This window comes from Caballeronia sp. dw_19 (assembly GCF_018449515.1).
Classification (GTDB): domain Bacteria; phylum Pseudomonadota; class Gammaproteobacteria; order Burkholderiales; family Burkholderiaceae; genus Caballeronia.
Genome location: NZ_JAAVUQ010000015.1, coordinates 112,473 through 128,305, shown reverse-complemented (window position 1 = coordinate 128,305; position 15,833 = coordinate 112,473). Strand labels below are relative to the sequence as shown.

The following is a 15,833-nucleotide window of genomic DNA, read 5'->3' as shown; positions in this document are numbered from 1 at the left end:
ATTGAACATAAATAAAAGTATCCCATCAAACCTGGACGAGGTGTGGGCAGATGTCGATGAAAGAGCCTTTCTATCCACGTCGAAGATCTGCTGATACTTAGAGCGAGTTCAAACAGCGCATGCACGCATGCTCCTACCTGCCAACGCACCGGGCGCGCATAGGCTCTGGGGCAAATAGGGTCGGCGGATCGGCTAGAGTTGTTGGAGCAAAAACAAACTGATGACCCGCGACGAGCAAGCTGAAGAGTCTGGAGGAGTTATTAGGAGGACGCCATGTTGATCGGGAGATCATCATTCTGTGTACCTGCGCTCCAAGCTCAGCCTACGCGATCTGGTCGAAATGATGACCGAGCAGGGTTTGTCGCTGGCTCACACCACGATTCTGCGCCGGGTGTGTCGAGGCGTTATAAGCCCGAGTTTGTCAAACGCTGTAACCGCTTTGTTGCTGCGCGGGCGACAGGATGTTTGGCTACTGACAACTATGTAGTGGTCTACGGCGGAGCGATCAAGTAGGTGAATTTGAAGTACCCATACCGGGGGTGGGTACCCGCCGACTATTCAGCCTCATTCAGCGGAGTAGAATGTGATGAATCGAAAGGGTCGCGCGCTCAATTTATGAAAACAGAAACCCATGGAGAAAAGAACATCCACCACCGCGGCGCAGGGAACTCATCTCAACCGTTGCTTCCCTATGAAGCATTGGACTATTTACCAGATTTGATCTGCGTTATAGGGCCTGATGGATTCTACGAGTACTTCAACAAGCCCTGGAGGCAATACGCGTCGGGCAACGCAGATCAGTTCGTTTCCCCCAATTGGACAGAATGCATTTATGAAGCCGATAGATGCGATGTACGCCGTGAAGTGGCGGACGCCATGGCGTCCGCCACTTCTTTCAGCATCGACCTTCGCCTTACCAATATCGAGGGCGGAGAGCGCTGGTTCCTGCTACGGGCGCACCCTCAGCTCGACGAGTGGGGGCAGATCCGCTTCTGGCTCTATATTCTGACTGACATTCATGAACGCAAACTTTATAAATTCAATCTAGCCCAGAAATCGAAGATCCAAACTGACATGCTCAATGTTAGCCTGGACTGCATCAAGGTCATCACGGTCGATGGCAAGTTGCAGCACATGAATAAGGCCGGCTGTATTGCGCTCAACGTTCAGGAAAACTCAGGTTTCGGTATGGACTGGCTGAATCTGCTCCCCGAAGAAGTCCATGAAGACGGCCGGACAGCGTTCCGGTATGCCGGGGAAGGACGCCCTGCCCGCTTTCCCGGCATAAGTCGCCTGTCGGGGGAAGGCGTTCGCTACTGGGACAACATGCTTACGCCACTCAAGAATGGGAGTGGGGAGGTCGACGCGATTCTGTGCGTTTCGCGTGATGTTACGACGCAAAAGGAAAACCAGCGCCGGATTGAACTGCTCTTGCGCGAGCTGGATCATCGCTCGAAGAACATGCTAACGGTTGTTCAGGCGTTGATCAGGCGTACGGTGCCGGACCCAAGAGCCGACTTCGTCAAAGCCCTTGATCAACGCCTTTGTTCCATATCCAGGAGCCAGGACCTGCTCATAGAAGGTCAATGGGTCGGGATTACGGTCCAGGATCTGGTTTGGTCGCAAACGGCTATCGCAGGCGGTGCGCAGGAGAAGCACATGCTCCTCAATGGCGATCCCGATTTACGGCTGCGTCCGGGGGCTGCCGAGATGATCGGCTTGGCGATGCACGAACTGACAACGAACGCGATCAAATATGGTGCGCTCTCGAATGACTGCGGGACGGTGACGATCACCTGGGAGGTCGAGGAGAGACCGGATGGAAGGTTCTTCCGCCTGCACTGGAAGGAATCCGGGGGCCCCGAGGTCACGACGACACAACGACGAGGCTTTGGGACGACCGTAATCGGACGTAATCCGTTTGCTCGCCACGGTGCAAAAGTGACTCACGCCTTTGACGCCAGCGGGGTAAGTTGGGAATTCGCGGTGCCTGTAGCAGCTATTCTTAGCGATATCGAACCGGAGTAACAGCGCGGTCATCGGGACTTCGCCGACCGCGCGACCTACGATGAGTTTCTGCGTGAGATCGTCATGCGCGTCAACCAGTGTAACGCGGCGACGTCCCGCCTCGAGCGTGAACAGATCACGGATCTGCGCTGAGGCGCACGCCCGAGTTCGTCGAGAAGGAAGCGCGCGTCGCACGCTACAGCACATTTACTACACGCAGTATTCTGTACAGCGCGCCGCCAGCCCTGATTGGTCAACGCCTGAGGGTGCACGTTTAGTAACGTAATTGTTAGATTGTTGAACCAGTCACGTAAGATGACGAGATGAAGAAATAAAAATCGCTTTATCACGGTCACCGGTTCCCAGCTGGCGTCATCAGTTGCGCAGTTCGCTGGTATTTCCGCTTCCAGTTAAGCTTGCGCGACATTGAAGAGTTGCTGTTCGAGCGGGGCGTGATCGTGACGTACGAGACGATCCGATGCTGGTGCGAATGGAATGAAAGGCCCCCGCCAACCGATGGAGATATGCAGAGTGTTGCCCTTACCCACAGGGGGACGGAATCGAAGTGCCAAAGCTGGCGGATCATAAAGATCTTCCCAGGCAAACCGGAGTAGCGATCATGACGCATACGATAGTGGGTGTGGATATCGCGAAGAACGTGATGCAAGTTCATTGGGTCGACCCGGACAGCGGCGAGATCGTGAACAAACCCATCAAAAGAGCAGTATTTCTTGAATACTTTGCCAATCGCTCTCCTTGTCTGATCGGCATGGAGTCCTGTGGTGGCTCCCAGCATTGGGCCCGGCGGTTGATCGAAATGGGCCATCGTGTGAAGCTGATGCCCGCGAAGTTCGTCAAGGCGTTCGTTACCGGAAACAAGAACGATGTGGCGGACGCCCGGGCGATCTGGATGGCCACGCAGGTGCCCAACAAGGAAGTCGCCGTGAAGACCGAAGCGCAACAGGCCGTCCTGGCGCTACACCGGATGCGGCAACAACTGATGAAGTTTCGCACGATGCAAATCAACAGCCTGCGGGGTCTGCTGACCGAATATGGAGAGGTAATGGGAGCCGGTCGTGCCGCACTCGACAGGACCATCGCCGGCGTACTGGAGAAGCTGTCGGAGCGTCTGCCGGTGATATTCATTGATACGCTTCGCGAACAGTGGAATGGGCTGGATGCGCTGGACCAGCAGATTGTCCAGATCGAGCGCCGTTTGCAGGCGTGGATGAAACAGGATGATGCAGCCAGGGCGATCGCAGCGATACCCGGTGCGGGTCTTCTGACTGCAACAGCGGCGGTAGCGACGATGGGGCATGCGAAGTCGTTCAGGTCTGGTCGCGAGTTCGCGGCGTGGCTCGGTCTTGTGCCTGGGCCGACCCGTTCCGGGGGCAAGGTCGAGCTATTGGGAATTAGCAAGCGCGGCGATACCTATTGAGAACACTGCTGATTCATGGTGCGCGTAGCGTTTTGACTCATGCGAAAGACCCCGGCGAATGGGTCGAGCAGATGAAAAAGCGTCGACCGCTGAACGTGGTTGTCGTAGCGCTGACCAACAAGATAGCCCGAACAATCTGGGCACTACTGGCACATCAAAGGCCGTATGAGAAGGGTTACCGGAGTGTGAGGCCGGTGTAAGCAGTCAGTGTTCAGTGTCAGCAGCTTCGTTGTATGCAATGGAACGTCAAGGTTGCGTTGGCATTCGAGTGTGATGACGATACAGGTCGGACCGGGACTCACCAAACCTGAGAACTTGTCAGAGACTAATGATCTCGTGGTGCGAATGAGGCGTGAGTCAGCGGATTTCATAGGGGCCTGCAGCGAAGCAGACTGCAAAAAGGCCGAATGTAGAGCTGAAACCCATCCTGTTAATCAAAGCACACGAAAACCTGGCGCAAAGGGGGGCGTTCATGTAGACAAGTTCGGTAAGGGCTTTGCGCATCGAGTTAAAGCCGCGCGCCGCAAGCCCGGTAGCACGTGGCACCTCGACGAGATGTTCGTCACGCTACGTGGCGAGCCGTACCTGCTGTGGCGTGCGGTCGACGAGCATGGCGCCGAACTCGACATCCTGCTGCAAAAGCGGCGCGACAAAGCCGCTGCCAAGCGCTTCTTCTGGGGTGTGCTGCGCTTGAACGCAGTGCCGCGCAAGATCGTCACCGATCAGTTGCGCAGCTATCCGGTGGCAAAAGCGGAGATCCCGGAACTTGCGAACGTGAAGCACGTGTTCGTTAAAGCTGCGGCCCGACTGAATAACCGCGCAGAGAACAGCCATCAACGGACGCGCGAGCGCGAGCGACGCATGCGCGGCTTTCGCGATCCTAAACGCACACAGAAATTTCTCTCGTGCTTTGGGCCGATCCGGCAACATTTCGCGCTCAAGCGGCATCTGCTGCGCGCTTCACTTTATCGGAAACAACTCGCGGCGCGTTTCGTTGCGTGGTGCGAAATCACCGAAGTCACCCGAAATCCGTCGACTGCTTTCTGACCACTTGTCGTATCTGCCGTCGTCCCGTCTCACTCTTGGCAAGTGGACAAAGCCCCTAAAATCGGTGCCGCATGCCGATCCTCACAACTGCCTGCTTGTTGTCCGATGACGGCGTCATGGTTGTATAGACCGCAACGGTGCCCGGCCCCGACGCCTTTAAATAATGACCGCTAAAATAGACATCAGTCCGCTTAGACAGTAAGTAGTCCAACACTGCATCGAACTTGTTCCACTTGGAACTCTGAAGCTTAGAATATGAATAACCGCCTGAGAGAATCAACGAAGGAGTAAAGAAAAATGCTGCGTCGCCCTCAAAACTCTGGCTTGTCTCGCTGCCACTCGCACCGGAATCAAGCCGCGTATTGCTATACACGCCTGCAAGCTTGAGTCGACCGAATTGATAGGATGTTCCAAAGCCAACCGTGCGCAAGTTTTTCAGCACGATCGATGTGGCTGATGTGGCACTGAAATCCTGCCCAAAAATCGAAATCAGACCCAGACCCGTATAAGGAGAAAACGTCAGCCCATTGATGTCGGTCATCGCCGCACTTGCGCTGAACGGTCCGTGTGCGTAGGTACCCAAGAGGCTGAATGCTCGTCCGTAGTTGGTGGTAGTTGTACTGTTTTCTCCAAAACTGTACATGGCGCCAAACTTTGCCCCACTGAAAGTTACAGATTGAAACTGAACGGAATTGTTGAGCCACTGGCCCGAGCCACGATCGATGTCACCGGGATGAACGTCGAGAATCCCTGAATAAAGGCCTCCGGTATATTGCACAAGCGCATAGGTCATGAAATCGTACTGACGACCTATGGTCACTTGACCGTAGTCATCCTGTGCCAGTCCGACGTACGCACCGCGCGAGAATTCTGTTCCTGTGGGCCCACGTAGCGCACCGGTATTCAGGTTCGGAAACATCTCTAGCGTGAAGAGCGTCTTGAGTCCACCGCCCAAGTCCTCGACACCTTTCAAGCCCACACGATTACCTTGCGAAATGGTATCTGCGAGAAGAAAAGCTGAATGGCCGCCCTCGTTCGACACGTATGAAATTCCGTCGTCCAGCACGCCGTAAAGGGTAACGCTGGACTGCGCATGAGCCGACGCGGCGTACGCAAAGAGTGCCGCATAAGATAGTGCAACCTTCTTCATGTTAGGTTTCCTAATTTATTATTTCTGTCGGTAGCTTTTTGACCCATTTGATATGGGAGTTAGTCATGCGACCTGTACGCGAACTACGACTCGACTTGTTACTTAAAGAACCTCAGTTGAGATCCTGCTTGTCCTGACCAAGACGACGATCAGTCTCACGTACTGGTTAGGCCAAGATTGAGACAAGAAGCACAACACGGCCGATTGTTCATAGCCAATTTCCACGAGTCAATATAATTTCCAATATTTTTATATTTGTGGAAATTTATAAACTGCTAGACCCTCAGTGGCACAGTCTGTAATCACCGCGGCTGATTCAGCCAGCAGACAACAACGAGATTCCACTGCCCGGGCGTGTCCGTCTCGCCGTACGCATTGACGTCAAGCTGGGCACCCACCCCGCGCTAACTGCCGGCCTCGTCTATCGCGCTATGCCGGCACTCATTCAAGCTGCGCTTTCAGATCACTTTCCGGCAGCTTGTCGCGTAGAGTTTGATCAGGGAGCGCCCACGCAGCGGCGATATTGATCGCGGAAATCACCGCTGCGAACAAAAGCACTGAACGAAAAACAGATGCTGCCATGACACGCGCTAATCCGAGTGTCGTGCCGGAGACCTCTCCCAGGGTCTTGAACAGTGAGTCGATCGAAGACGAATGCGCGGACCAAGAACCAAGCGTGGGGAGCACGAGGTTTTGCATCATCCCGAGCAAAACGGCGGAGGCCAGTGTGACACCCACCGTGCCCCCAAGACTTCGAAACAAGCTCGTGGTTGCTGTCGCTACTCCGATCTCCGAGCGAGGCACGACATTCTGTACGGTAACCAGCGATGTCGGAAACAGCACCCCCGCCGAGATGCCGGCAATGAGAGTCACCACTCCGCTCAGCCAATGATCTCCGGGATCGATAAAGGCCAGCGTCGCCAGCGCAAATGGCATGACTATCGCGCCGGCTAGCATCTGAGGACGGCAGCGACCGGTACGCGACGTCGTCTTACCGCCTAAATACGCACCGATCGGAAGGCCCATCGCGAGCGGCATCAAATGCAGCGCGGCGCTGCCCGCCTGGCTTCCCACGACGATCTGGTATCTCAAGGGAATGAGCAGCGAGAGGGCGATGACTTGAAAGTTGGAGAAAAACGAAATGCAAAGCGCCCACGAGGAGCTGGCCGTTGCGAAGAGGCGCAACGGGATGAACGGCTGGACCGCCTTGCGTTGTGCGGGAACCAATAGTACGAAGCAGAGTAACGACAATACGAAGAGTGCACCGTTTGTGTAGGGCGAAGCATTACTGCCATGGTTCATGAGGGTCATGGCGAGCAACAATGTTGTAAGCCCGATTGTGGTGAGCGCGATGCCGACGTAATCAATTGTGGCGTCGCGGCGCACTGAAGGCAAACCGTCAAGCCGCGAAAACGCCAGATACATGGCCCATAGCCCTAGCGGAAGGTTCAGGCCAAAAATCCAGCGCCACGACACATATTGAGTCAAGACGCCGCCGACTATCGGGCCAGCGATACTCGCCAGCGCGTACATGCCGCTGAAGTAACCCTGGTAGCGTCCCCGTTCTCGTGGCGAGACGAGATCACCGATGATTGCCTGGCCGATCGATAGTAGCCCGCCCGCCCCTATCCCCTGCGCTGCGCGTAGCAGAATCAGTACCCACAGCGACGGTGAAACCGCACACAGCACGGACGCTGAAGTGAACAGGCAGATAGCGACCAGCATCATTCTTCGCCGACCATACAGATCGCCCAACTTGCCGTATATGGGCGTGGCCACGGTCATCCCGACCATATATCCCGAGATGACCCACGATACCAGGCCTAGCCGGCCGAAGTCGGTTGAGATGGCCGGAAGCGCTACGGCCACGATCGTCTGATCGAGCGCGCCAAGAAAGATCGACAACATAAGACAGCCAAGTACGCGGTGGACTGGCGAAACAGGACGAGACATAGGTGGCAGTACGGCAGAATTTTAGTTGTGCATAGCACTGGCTATCGGTGAAATCCGACTCGGGGCTACGGTGCGTCACACGGGATTGAGTAAATGCGAATAGGCCGCGAGCGTGAGGTTTGCGCTGCGGCGCAGTTCATATCTCGCGCTTGACCTCCCACAGGGCTGCGAGCTCGTCCGCCGCAAGTACGTCGCCGAACAGAAAGCCTACGTTAGCGAGCGTTGCATCGTGCAGCGCCTTTGTGTGCGAAGCAACGCCGTCACGAACTAACGCGACGTAATAGCTACGGCTATGTGCGTCGCGCAGCGTCGACTCCACGCACACATTGGTCTGCACGCCACAAAACACCAGCGTCTCCACGTTCCTCACCTGCAGAAACACGTCGAATGAGGCATTGCTGAAGCCGGAGTAAGTATGCTTGTCGAAGACGCTTTCGCCTTCGACCGGCGCCGGCCCGAAGTACTCGTAGCCCCACGTTCCTGGCACGCAGCACTCTGCCTGGACGCCCATCAACTGTTTCTTCGCGAGCATGCCCGGCGTGATGGACTCATTCTCGTAGCTTGCCCGCAGCCAAATCACGGGGACACTCGCCGTGCGCGCGACCTGCAGGACTCGCTCGACCGGCTCGATGAGGCTCCTATAGGCAGCAACGTCCTTGCCTAGCTGATGGATATAGCCCCCAGTTGCACAGAAGTCATTTTGCAAGTCAACAATGACTAGTGCCGATCGCGAAACCGCCAGGCGTTCTCGCTGTTCAATCAGCGGCGGCTGCCTTACCGCCTGGACGTTGAGTGCTTCCTCACGCACCGTCTAGCTCCGCGACATTCTCCCAGGCGCTGGCACCAACGCCGCAGCGCATTTCCTTTGATCCAACGTAGAACACAGTGCGCGCCTTTGCCCCACCCGCCGCCGCCATCGCGACCATCCAGGCGAGGAGTTCGGTCGTCCCACCGCCGCCCGCTTCATTCATCTTGTCGATGGTGGCTTCGCGCACCACCCGCGATTCGTCGCTTTCTTCCATCAACCCAAGGAACCAGTTATCAAAGTCCGCGTCGAGCGTGAAATAACGCGGGCCGCCCGGCTCGTGCGAGAGTCCCCCGGTCGCAACGACCGCGACGCGCATGTCGGCGGGCAACTGTTCAAGGATCACCTTCCGAAGAAGCTTTCCGAACGCAACGCTGTCCTCGGGACTCGGCGTGGGTGGGTTGATGCAATTCATCTGCAGCGGGACAAGCGGCACGTCGTAGCCCATGAACCAAAGCGGGACAGACCAGTTGTCGTCGAACAGGAGATCGCTGCGGCCATCGACCGAAAAACCCTCGGCCTTGGCCGCTTGCAGAATGGCCTGTGCGACCTCGACGTTGCCCGACAGTTCGTAGCCCGGCTGCTTAAGCCAGGCCTTGAAGAACTCTGCCGGACCTTTCCAGCGCGCGGCTGTTCCGACGCACCAGTGCGGCGGATTCTTGAGTGGTAAATTCAGCATGTGGTCATTCGCGATGCCAATGATTACATCCGGACGTGATTCAGCCACCACGGCAGCGACCGCGCGATATCCGTCGATCATCACCTTCTGTTCTGACGCCGGGGCAGCCTCGAGCCACCCGGTGACTCCTGGCGCGTGAGCCATTGCTACGACTGATACGAGCTTTGCCATCTTGATGTTGCTCCTTGTACATTCACCTACAACGGGTCAATCGACGATCTGGTCACCGAATGCGACACGGTATGCCTGGGCCGCGGCGCTTTTCGAGTGGTTCCCGGCGCTACCGCGCATCAGGCGCGTCACTTGTGGCAGAAAGTATGGGTGCATGCCGAGATCGGCCAGTCTACGTAGATCGATGTCACGCCAAGCCTGCTTTTCCGCGTCGGAAAGACCGTAGAAGGTCATCACTTCCTCAACCCGTTCCTTGAACGTCGGCCATACGGCGTCGTCGCGCCGCACTTCATAAACCAGCCGGTTAGAGGGAAGATCGGGGTCAAACTCGTTAGCCATGACAACTCCAAAGGATTTAATTGGTTTCGTTTTTGCAGCAGCCGTTAGAGATCAAGACGAGCCCTGCCCGTCCACGATCTCTTCTATCCACTTGAGGGCACGGCTCGCGCCGGACACAGTCGTGGTGGCACCGAACGTCGCCAGCGCGATCTGCTGGATGTTTTCGATTGGCATACCCATGTCGAGCAGGCGCCGCGCGTGGATTTTTACCGCGGCCTCATAGCCAGCGGTGACGAACGCGGCCAGCATGACCATTTCCATTGCCTGCTTGTCGAGCGATCCGACCTGCGCAATCGCGTCACGGGATATTTGAAATCCCTCCATCAGGCCGGGCGACACTTCCCGGAGCAGCGTCGATGGCAGTTTGTCAGTGTTTTTCATCTTGTCGATTTCTCAGGCGTTTGATCTTGTACTGCGGGCACGCCCAGACGGGCGGTGCCGGGACCGTAAAGTTCGCCAAACCCCGGCGCAAGTTCACGCCCGAGTGCGGTGCACAACCAGATTCGTTTGAGCAGGCGCTTGCGCTCGGGCTCGTCGAAATCCTTGAATTCGGTCCGCGAATGGTGGACCGTGTAGTTGTTCAAGTACTGAATGTCACCCGTCTGGAAATTCATGTCCAGATGCAACTCGGGACGATTGCCGATCTCGTCGACCTTCGCGATCGCGGCCACCTGCAGCGCAGTCAGCGGTACGTCCCGGCGCCGGGCTGCGGCCTCTGCGAATGCCGGGCAAAAGCGGAAACTGAGCCGCTCGTCGAACCAGCTGAGCATCGGAATGGGTGCCTCGCTGACCGCTGGGACACCCGGCGGCTCCTCACCTTTTCGGTCAAAGTAAAAACCGTTATAGAACACGTCGACGTATTCGGGAGACTCCTCCAGCAAGGTGTTGAAGATAGTCATCGCGCTCACGATGCGGCTCACCCCTCCCTCCTTCGAAGGCCGAATGCAAAGGAGACCGACCACGTCCGTGAAGTCGGAATGAAAATGCAACTGCGAATTGCCGAAATAGGCGCGCCAGTTGATTTCGGTCTTTGCGATGCCTGCGTCAGCGACCGACACGAGGCGACTGCCCTTTGCGTTTTGTGAGGTCGTCTCGCCCAGATGCAAGGAGAGCCCGAGGTAGATCGTATTGATGTCGTCCGTGCTCCAGCGCTCAATCGGCAGGCCGCGCAGCAGCTTGAAGCCGCGATCGAACTCGATTTCGCGGGCAATGTCGGCGAGCGTTTTGGTCATGCTCGGCAGCTCGAAGTCCTGCACCACTAACTCGGAATCGCTGATCTTAGCCGCACGTACACGGGTCAATGCGGCTTGAATGTCGCGGATATTCCCATCCGTGAAGCGGTATAGCCAGTCCTCGCTGTGTTGATAATCGGCGCCGCGCCATGCGCTAGGGTCTGTGATCGGCGTATAGCGACGTTGACCGCTCATACATTGGCTCCAAGCACGTGATGTTCATTGACGGGAAGGCTTTGTCGCACACGACGCAGATATTTGAGATCGACGTTGCCCGCCACCCATCCCGGCCCTTCGGACGCCTGCGCGATCACCGCACCCCAGGGATCGACCACCATTGAATGGCCCCAACATGCCTTCTTGCCCCGCGCATGGCTACCGGTCTGACCGGCGGCAAAGACATACATTTGCGTATCGATGGCCCGCGCGCGCAACAACGGCTCCCAGTGATCCTTGCCCGTCTGCAGAGTAAAGGCCGCGGGCAGCAGGACCACGTCGCAGTCGCGCGCTCTCAGCGCCTGGAAGAGTTCGGGGAACCGAAGGTCATAGCAGGTCGCGCAGCCGACCTTTACGCCCTCGAATTCGTAGCTAACGATGGACTCTCCGGGGCTGACCATCTCTGATTCGGAAATCCGGGTGCCGTCAGGCATCCAAGCATTGAACATGTGAATTTTGCGGTACGTGTCGATCACGCTGCCGTCGCGATCGAATATCACTGCCGTGTTATAGAAGGCGTCACCAGCACGTTCAATCAGCGTGCCGGCGTGAATCGCGACATTCAGTTCCTTCGCAAGGGCGCCGAGTCGCAGGCACGCGGGACCTTCGGGTACCGCTTCAGCGCTATCACGCTGGCCCGCGGCGTTGCCTGTCAGACAGAGAAAGAACTCTGGCAGAACCAGCAGATCCGGATGGTCGCGGGTCACAGCGGCTCGTATTAGCCGCTCGGCCTCATCGAGATTAAGCCCCTTGTCCGCGTCCGAATTCATTTGGACAGATACGATCTTCAAGATGGATTCCTTCCGTTAAACGCTCTCGGCGAGATTGCCCGTGCACCCGCCACAAGTTGAATGGTCATCCGATTAATTTCCAACGTCAACATAATTTGGAAATTATTGAATCAAAAGTTTTTCTTCTCTTGCACGAAAAGCATCGCAAAGAACGCCAGGAGTGGGCCCATCGCCATGACGGCAAAGGCGCAGTAGAAGGAATGCGTGCTCTGGAAGACAACGCCAATCACGACCGGCACCAGTACGCCACCCATCTGCCAAAGCGCATTCGTGAAACCGGTCGCGGTTCCGGCTGACTTTCGCCCGGCGACTTCTGCTATGAGTGCGGCCATCAGCGGCCCCCAGCTAAAGCCGAAAAACCCGAGCACGAGCGCACCAATGCGAAACTCGAATGCGGTCTCAAGTGCGCCGAAACTGAGAAGCCCCGCTGCATAGATCGCGAGGACGATCAGGATCAGGCTCTTGCGACGTCCGCCGAGAAAGTCCGACAATGCGCCAGTCGCTGGTTTGGCGACGATGGCCGCCGCGCCAAAAAGCGTTGTCACAAACCCCGCCTGCACCGCAGTCAGTCCGTGGCCCTTAGACATCAACGCATTGGCCCAGAAGGCGAAACCCCAGGTTCCCCACGCGGCACCGAAGCCGGCCAGCGCGAGGCACAGCAGGTCGCGGTCATGCAGCAACGCCTTAATACTGCCCGCCTGAGCAGGCAACGCCTTCGCTCGTCCCGTAGGGCCATCACTGAGAACCGCTATCAGGACGAATGCGAACGCGAGCGTAGCGAGACCCAACCCGCGATACACCATCGGCCACTGGACATGCAGTAGAAGAGTGGGAATGATGGCATTCGCGAGCAGGACGCCAACCGGAACCGAAGTCATCAGCAAACCAATTGCCTTTGCGCGCTTCGTGATCGGAAACCACGAAGCGATCAGTTTGATGCAAGCTGCATAGTCCGCGCCCGCCGCAAGGCCCATCAGGAATTGCGCGCCCAGGCCGAAGGCGACCGAACCAGTGAAGCTGAAGATAAACGTGAATATTCCAAGTGGAACCAATGCCATAACAAGTGCGACCCGCGGGCCAAACCTGTCAGTGACAAGGCCGCCGACCAGGTTAGCGATCACATAACCGGAAAAGAAGGCCGTTGCGAACACGCCCAGGGCCGACAACGGCATCGCAAGTGCGGAGCTTACCGTCGGGGCCACGTTAGCCCAGGCGAGCCGGTCAACGAAAGTTATAACGAGCGCTAGCCACGCGAGAGCTAAGATCATCCAACGTGCGGCATGCTGCTCCTCATGCGTGCCACTTGAACCGGTAATTGTCGGGTTATCGACTTGGGATGACATTTATTCGTTCTCCGAAATATATACGATATAAACCAGTCGATTTGTCTTCGGTGGACGCCGCGAACGGGCCAACCGATAGTCGCGCTCGAAGACGAAAGTTCAAGCTCCCACGAGGCGACGGAAGGTCGTGCAATGCCATGACTACCGACGCATGGGCCCGGCTCGAAATCACCAGTAAAGTTTGATCCTTCTCTGCCGCGTTTGATGTATCATCGGTCGCATAATTTCCACTGTCAACGAAATTTGGAAATTACATTTACTTGCGAATACCTGTCGTTCATCGTTCGCGCGTCAATCGGGCGTGCGTGGGCGGCTGGTTTGGAGACAGAAACATGAGCGAACCGATGTACACCTGGGGCCCCGCTCTTCGTCACGAGCAATCCGGTGAACCTAAGACGATGACCGATGCGGTGGTCGCACGGCTTAGAAAGGACATCATCAGTGGCCGATTCAAGCCAGGGCAAAAAATCAAATCCAACGACCTACGCGAGCATTATTCGGTCGGCATCAGCCCGCTGCGTGAAGCGCTGTTCCAGCTTGTCAGCGAGGGCTTGGTCAGAGCGGACAGCCAGCGCGGCTTTCGCGTTGCGGAAATTTCCGTCGAGGAACTGCGGGACATCACCCAATGGCGCCTTCAACTCGAGGGCGAGGCCCTTCGCTTGGCGATCGAGCATGGCGACGTCGAATGGGAAACGAGTTGCTTATCCGCTTATCACCGGCTCGCCCGGGCAGAAACCGATACGGCTGGCGACGCGCAATCGCGGGCGGACAACTGGGAGGAAAGACACCTCCAATTTCATTTCGCGCTTTATTCCGCCTGCGGCTCCCCGTGGCTACTTCGGTTCTGCGAGATTCTGATCGAGCAAGGACAACGGTATCGGCGAAACTACGTGGTCTACACGGATATAGCCGCTCATATCTCCGACGAGCATCGTCAGATGATCGATGCCGTCATCGCCCGGCGAGCCGACGATGCTGTTGCATTACTTCACCTGCACATCAAAGGTGTCGAAAGCGTGGCCATGAGTCATTTCGGGGTCACCGAGGCTCCGCCTGCCTAGCGCTTTCAAAGTGAGACAGTCTTAACGGACGTCTTTGCGGACCTGCAGTGAGCCTAACCTTGGGCGTTGACGAGCGCACTGCGAAGTTCGATACGTTTCCTTACCGGAACTGATCGTGTTCTTCACAGCGATATAGGCCGCCAGCCAGTCGACGATGGGCCTAGCGGTCATCGGCGACAGCGGGCTTCAATGCTGACGATAGCCGCGCTTCAATTGCACCGGCCGCCCGTTGCGCTGCCTCTGCAAACAGTGCCTCGCCGTGCGCTTTGGTGCCGGCGGCCGGGTCTCCAAAATAACCTTGGGGCGTTTTGCGACGCGCATTGTCGAAACCCTTACGCCACTCCTCAAGATCAGAAAGACCAAGGTTGGTCGGTTTCAGTGTTCGTCGGATCTCTTCGTGAAGTAGACCGGGGCACGTGCAAAGCATCATCGACGTTTCGTCACAGCCCGCGTGGACATCGATGTATCGGCCATCCGGTGAATTTGTGTCCTCCGTACTTGCGTTCGGAGAGGGAAATCGCACACCGATCGCACGTTGAATTGTCAAAAGAGGGTCGTCCAGCTTTAGGCCCAGCCGCAGCGCAAGTGCGGGCTCCAATAAAAAGCTGATATCTAGCGACGTCCGATCAACTCCCGTCTTAATGCCGTTATAGATCGTCTGGTTATGACGGTGATCGCCATGACCGGTTACGCAAAAGACTTGTTTGAACCCGTCGCCCGCCAAGCTGGCAAACACGTCGGCCATCATTTCGACCATGATTTCCGGCCGCACCCGATAGGATGCTGGAAAACTTCCGGAAACGACGTTGACTCCCCAATAATAGGGCGGGACGATAAGCGCTTGGATACCCCGCTTTCCGAGCGCGGCTCGAACGTTGCGCAGGTGCATGGACGGTATGTACACGTCTGTGCCTGTGGGCATGTGCGGTCCATGCTGCTCAATCACACCAAATGCCCATAGAAGAATTGCCCCATCTCGCGCAGCATTCTCCACTTGATACCACGTCATTTCCGCAATGGTGTCTGCGAAAATATCAAAGGGTTCATCCCGCGATAGTGGCAACGACGCTTCCTTCAAATGCTGACTCATATAATTCTTCTCCTTTGAACTTGTTACTGCTTGATTGCGACTACTTCCGACTCCTTGCGCGGCACAAGCCTCTGACATAGGACAGCTTGCAGCAAAGCCAAGTAGACAGACGCAAAAAACGACCCCATGAAGTATTTAAAGCACACCAATAAAACCCGTGCCACCGACAACATTCAGGCCGACGAGTCCATCGCAGCGCGCCGACATGCCAAGCGCGGTACGTCCCCTTTCGCCCATGAAACATCTTGGATCGCGAGGACGTTGCCCTTCAATCACAATCGCGATATTACGATTTATCCGGCTTGATCCATGCACTGGCGATTGCTTACTGCGGGTTCTTGGCTGCTTCGTATTGCCGGCGGTGTCGTCGGCCCGGCTGGCCGCATGATGATCGGGCTCGGCGGGTCCCGGCACTGTGCCTACGCTGTGGTGCACGTCGCGTAGGCTCGACGAGGACCTGCAGAGGGCTGTTATCCAGCGATGCAGGCACGATGGGTATCTACGCGGGCCG

The 15,833-nt window shown here is 56.7% G+C and carries 12 protein-coding genes and 4 pseudogenes; 6 read left to right on the top strand and 10 right to left on the bottom strand.

The features are described from left to right. Window positions 1-248: 248 nt before the first annotated feature. The 5 genes and pseudogenes from HB376_RS41120 to HB376_RS20830 all read left to right on the top strand — a co-directional run. Window positions 249-429 (top strand): annotated as a pseudogene (locus HB376_RS41120) (IS6 family transposase); the annotation flags it as partial. 186 nt (window positions 430-615) lie between these two features. Continuing rightward, complete coding sequence (locus tag HB376_RS20845; protein WP_213765563.1) at window positions 616-2,028, top strand: PAS domain-containing protein; 1,413 nt, start codon at window positions 616-618, stop codon at window positions 2,026-2,028. A 353-nt stretch (window positions 2,029-2,381) separates the two neighbouring features. Continuing rightward, window positions 2,382-2,495 (top strand): annotated as a pseudogene (locus tag HB376_RS20840) (IS6 family transposase); the annotation flags it as partial. 131 nt (window positions 2,496-2,626) lie between these two features. Further along, a pseudogene (locus HB376_RS20835) lies at window positions 2,627-3,645 on the top strand (IS110 family transposase). 277 nt (window positions 3,646-3,922) lie between these two features. Further along, window positions 3,923-4,492, top strand: a pseudogene (locus tag HB376_RS20830) (DDE-type integrase/transposase/recombinase); the annotation flags it as partial. A gap of 55 nt (window positions 4,493-4,547) precedes the next feature. On the opposite strand, the gene HB376_RS20825 reads toward HB376_RS20830, so the two are convergent. The 9 genes from HB376_RS20825 to HB376_RS20785 form a co-directional block, all read right to left on the bottom strand. Further along, a complete protein-coding gene (locus HB376_RS20825; RefSeq protein ID WP_213765562.1) occupies window positions 4,548-5,642 on the bottom strand; it encodes a porin in 1,095 nt (364 codons plus the stop codon). Between the two features lie 441 nt (window positions 5,643-6,083). Continuing rightward, window positions 6,084-7,550, bottom strand: coding sequence for an MDR family MFS transporter (locus HB376_RS20820; protein ID WP_213765561.1), 1,467 nt, complete (start codon window positions 7,548-7,550; stop codon window positions 6,084-6,086). Window positions 7,551-7,731: 181 nt separating this feature from the next. Next, the gene (locus HB376_RS20815) at window positions 7,732-8,403 is read right to left on the bottom strand and encodes an isochorismatase family cysteine hydrolase (protein ID WP_213765560.1); all 672 of its coding nucleotides are present in this window, start codon (window positions 8,401-8,403) and stop codon (window positions 7,732-7,734) included. Beyond that, the gene (locus HB376_RS20810; protein ID WP_213765559.1) at window positions 8,396-9,250 is read right to left on the bottom strand and encodes a hypothetical protein; all 855 of its coding nucleotides are present in this window, start codon (window positions 9,248-9,250) and stop codon (window positions 8,396-8,398) included. The genes HB376_RS20815 and HB376_RS20810 overlap by 8 nt, the downstream gene beginning before the upstream one ends. A 36-nt stretch (window positions 9,251-9,286) precedes the next feature. Then, window positions 9,287-9,589, bottom strand: a complete 303-nt coding sequence (locus tag HB376_RS20805; RefSeq protein ID WP_213765558.1) for a hypothetical protein — start codon at window positions 9,587-9,589, stop codon at window positions 9,287-9,289. 51 nt (window positions 9,590-9,640) lie between these two features. Next, window positions 9,641-9,970: a carboxymuconolactone decarboxylase family protein gene (locus HB376_RS20800; protein ID WP_213765557.1), complete on the bottom strand. Its 330-nt coding sequence runs from the start codon at window positions 9,968-9,970 to the stop codon at window positions 9,641-9,643. Beyond that, window positions 9,967-11,016, bottom strand: a complete 1,050-nt coding sequence (locus tag HB376_RS20795) for a TauD/TfdA family dioxygenase (RefSeq protein ID WP_213765556.1) — start codon at window positions 11,014-11,016, stop codon at window positions 9,967-9,969. The genes HB376_RS20800 and HB376_RS20795 overlap by 4 nt, the downstream gene beginning before the upstream one ends. Then, window positions 11,013-11,807: a carbon-nitrogen hydrolase family protein gene (locus HB376_RS20790; RefSeq protein ID WP_213765555.1), complete on the bottom strand. Its 795-nt coding sequence runs from the start codon at window positions 11,805-11,807 to the stop codon at window positions 11,013-11,015. The genes HB376_RS20795 and HB376_RS20790 overlap by 4 nt, the downstream gene beginning before the upstream one ends. 131 nt (window positions 11,808-11,938) lie before the next feature. Further along, the gene (locus HB376_RS20785) at window positions 11,939-13,171 is read right to left on the bottom strand and encodes an MFS transporter (protein WP_213765554.1); all 1,233 of its coding nucleotides are present in this window, start codon (window positions 13,169-13,171) and stop codon (window positions 11,939-11,941) included. A gap of 332 nt (window positions 13,172-13,503) precedes the next feature. On the opposite strand from HB376_RS20785, the gene HB376_RS20780 reads away from it, so the two are divergent. After that, complete coding sequence (locus HB376_RS20780; RefSeq protein ID WP_213765553.1) at window positions 13,504-14,232, top strand: FCD domain-containing protein; 729 nt, start codon at window positions 13,504-13,506, stop codon at window positions 14,230-14,232. 160 nt (window positions 14,233-14,392) lie between these two features. Here HB376_RS20780 and HB376_RS20775 read toward each other — a convergent pair whose 3' ends face one another. Further along, window positions 14,393-15,322, bottom strand: a complete 930-nt coding sequence (locus tag HB376_RS20775) for a creatininase family protein (protein ID WP_213765552.1) — start codon at window positions 15,320-15,322, stop codon at window positions 14,393-14,395. Window positions 15,323-15,833: the final 511 nt, after the last annotated feature.

Bases quoted from the DNA above. Each gene is read 5' to 3' on its own strand.
- HB376_RS20845 (WP_213765563.1), top strand. From the start codon at position 616: ATGAAAACAGAAACCCATGGAGAAAAGAACATCCACCACCGCGGCGCA.
- HB376_RS20825 (WP_213765562.1), bottom strand. From the start codon at position 5,642: ATGAAGAAGGTTGCACTATCTTATGCGGCACTCTTTGCGTACGCCGCG.
- HB376_RS20820 (WP_213765561.1), bottom strand. From the start codon at position 7,550: ATGTTGTCGATCTTTCTTGGCGCGCTCGATCAGACGATCGTGGCCGTA.
- HB376_RS20810 (WP_213765559.1), bottom strand. From the start codon at position 9,250: ATGGCAAAGCTCGTATCAGTCGTAGCAATGGCTCACGCGCCAGGAGTC.
- HB376_RS20805 (WP_213765558.1), bottom strand. From the start codon at position 9,589: ATGGCTAACGAGTTTGACCCCGATCTTCCCTCTAACCGGCTGGTTTAT.
- HB376_RS20800 (WP_213765557.1), bottom strand. From the start codon at position 9,970: ATGAAAAACACTGACAAACTGCCATCGACGCTGCTCCGGGAAGTGTCG.
- HB376_RS20795 (WP_213765556.1), bottom strand. From the start codon at position 11,016: ATGAGCGGTCAACGTCGCTATACGCCGATCACAGACCCTAGCGCATGG.
- HB376_RS20790 (WP_213765555.1), bottom strand. From the start codon at position 11,807: ATGAATTCGGACGCGGACAAGGGGCTTAATCTCGATGAGGCCGAGCGG.
- HB376_RS20785 (WP_213765554.1), bottom strand. From the start codon at position 13,171: ATGTCATCCCAAGTCGATAACCCGACAATTACCGGTTCAAGTGGCACG.
- HB376_RS20780 (WP_213765553.1), top strand. From the start codon at position 13,504: ATGAGCGAACCGATGTACACCTGGGGCCCCGCTCTTCGTCACGAGCAA.
- HB376_RS20775 (WP_213765552.1), bottom strand. From the start codon at position 15,322: ATGAGTCAGCATTTGAAGGAAGCGTCGTTGCCACTATCGCGGGATGAA.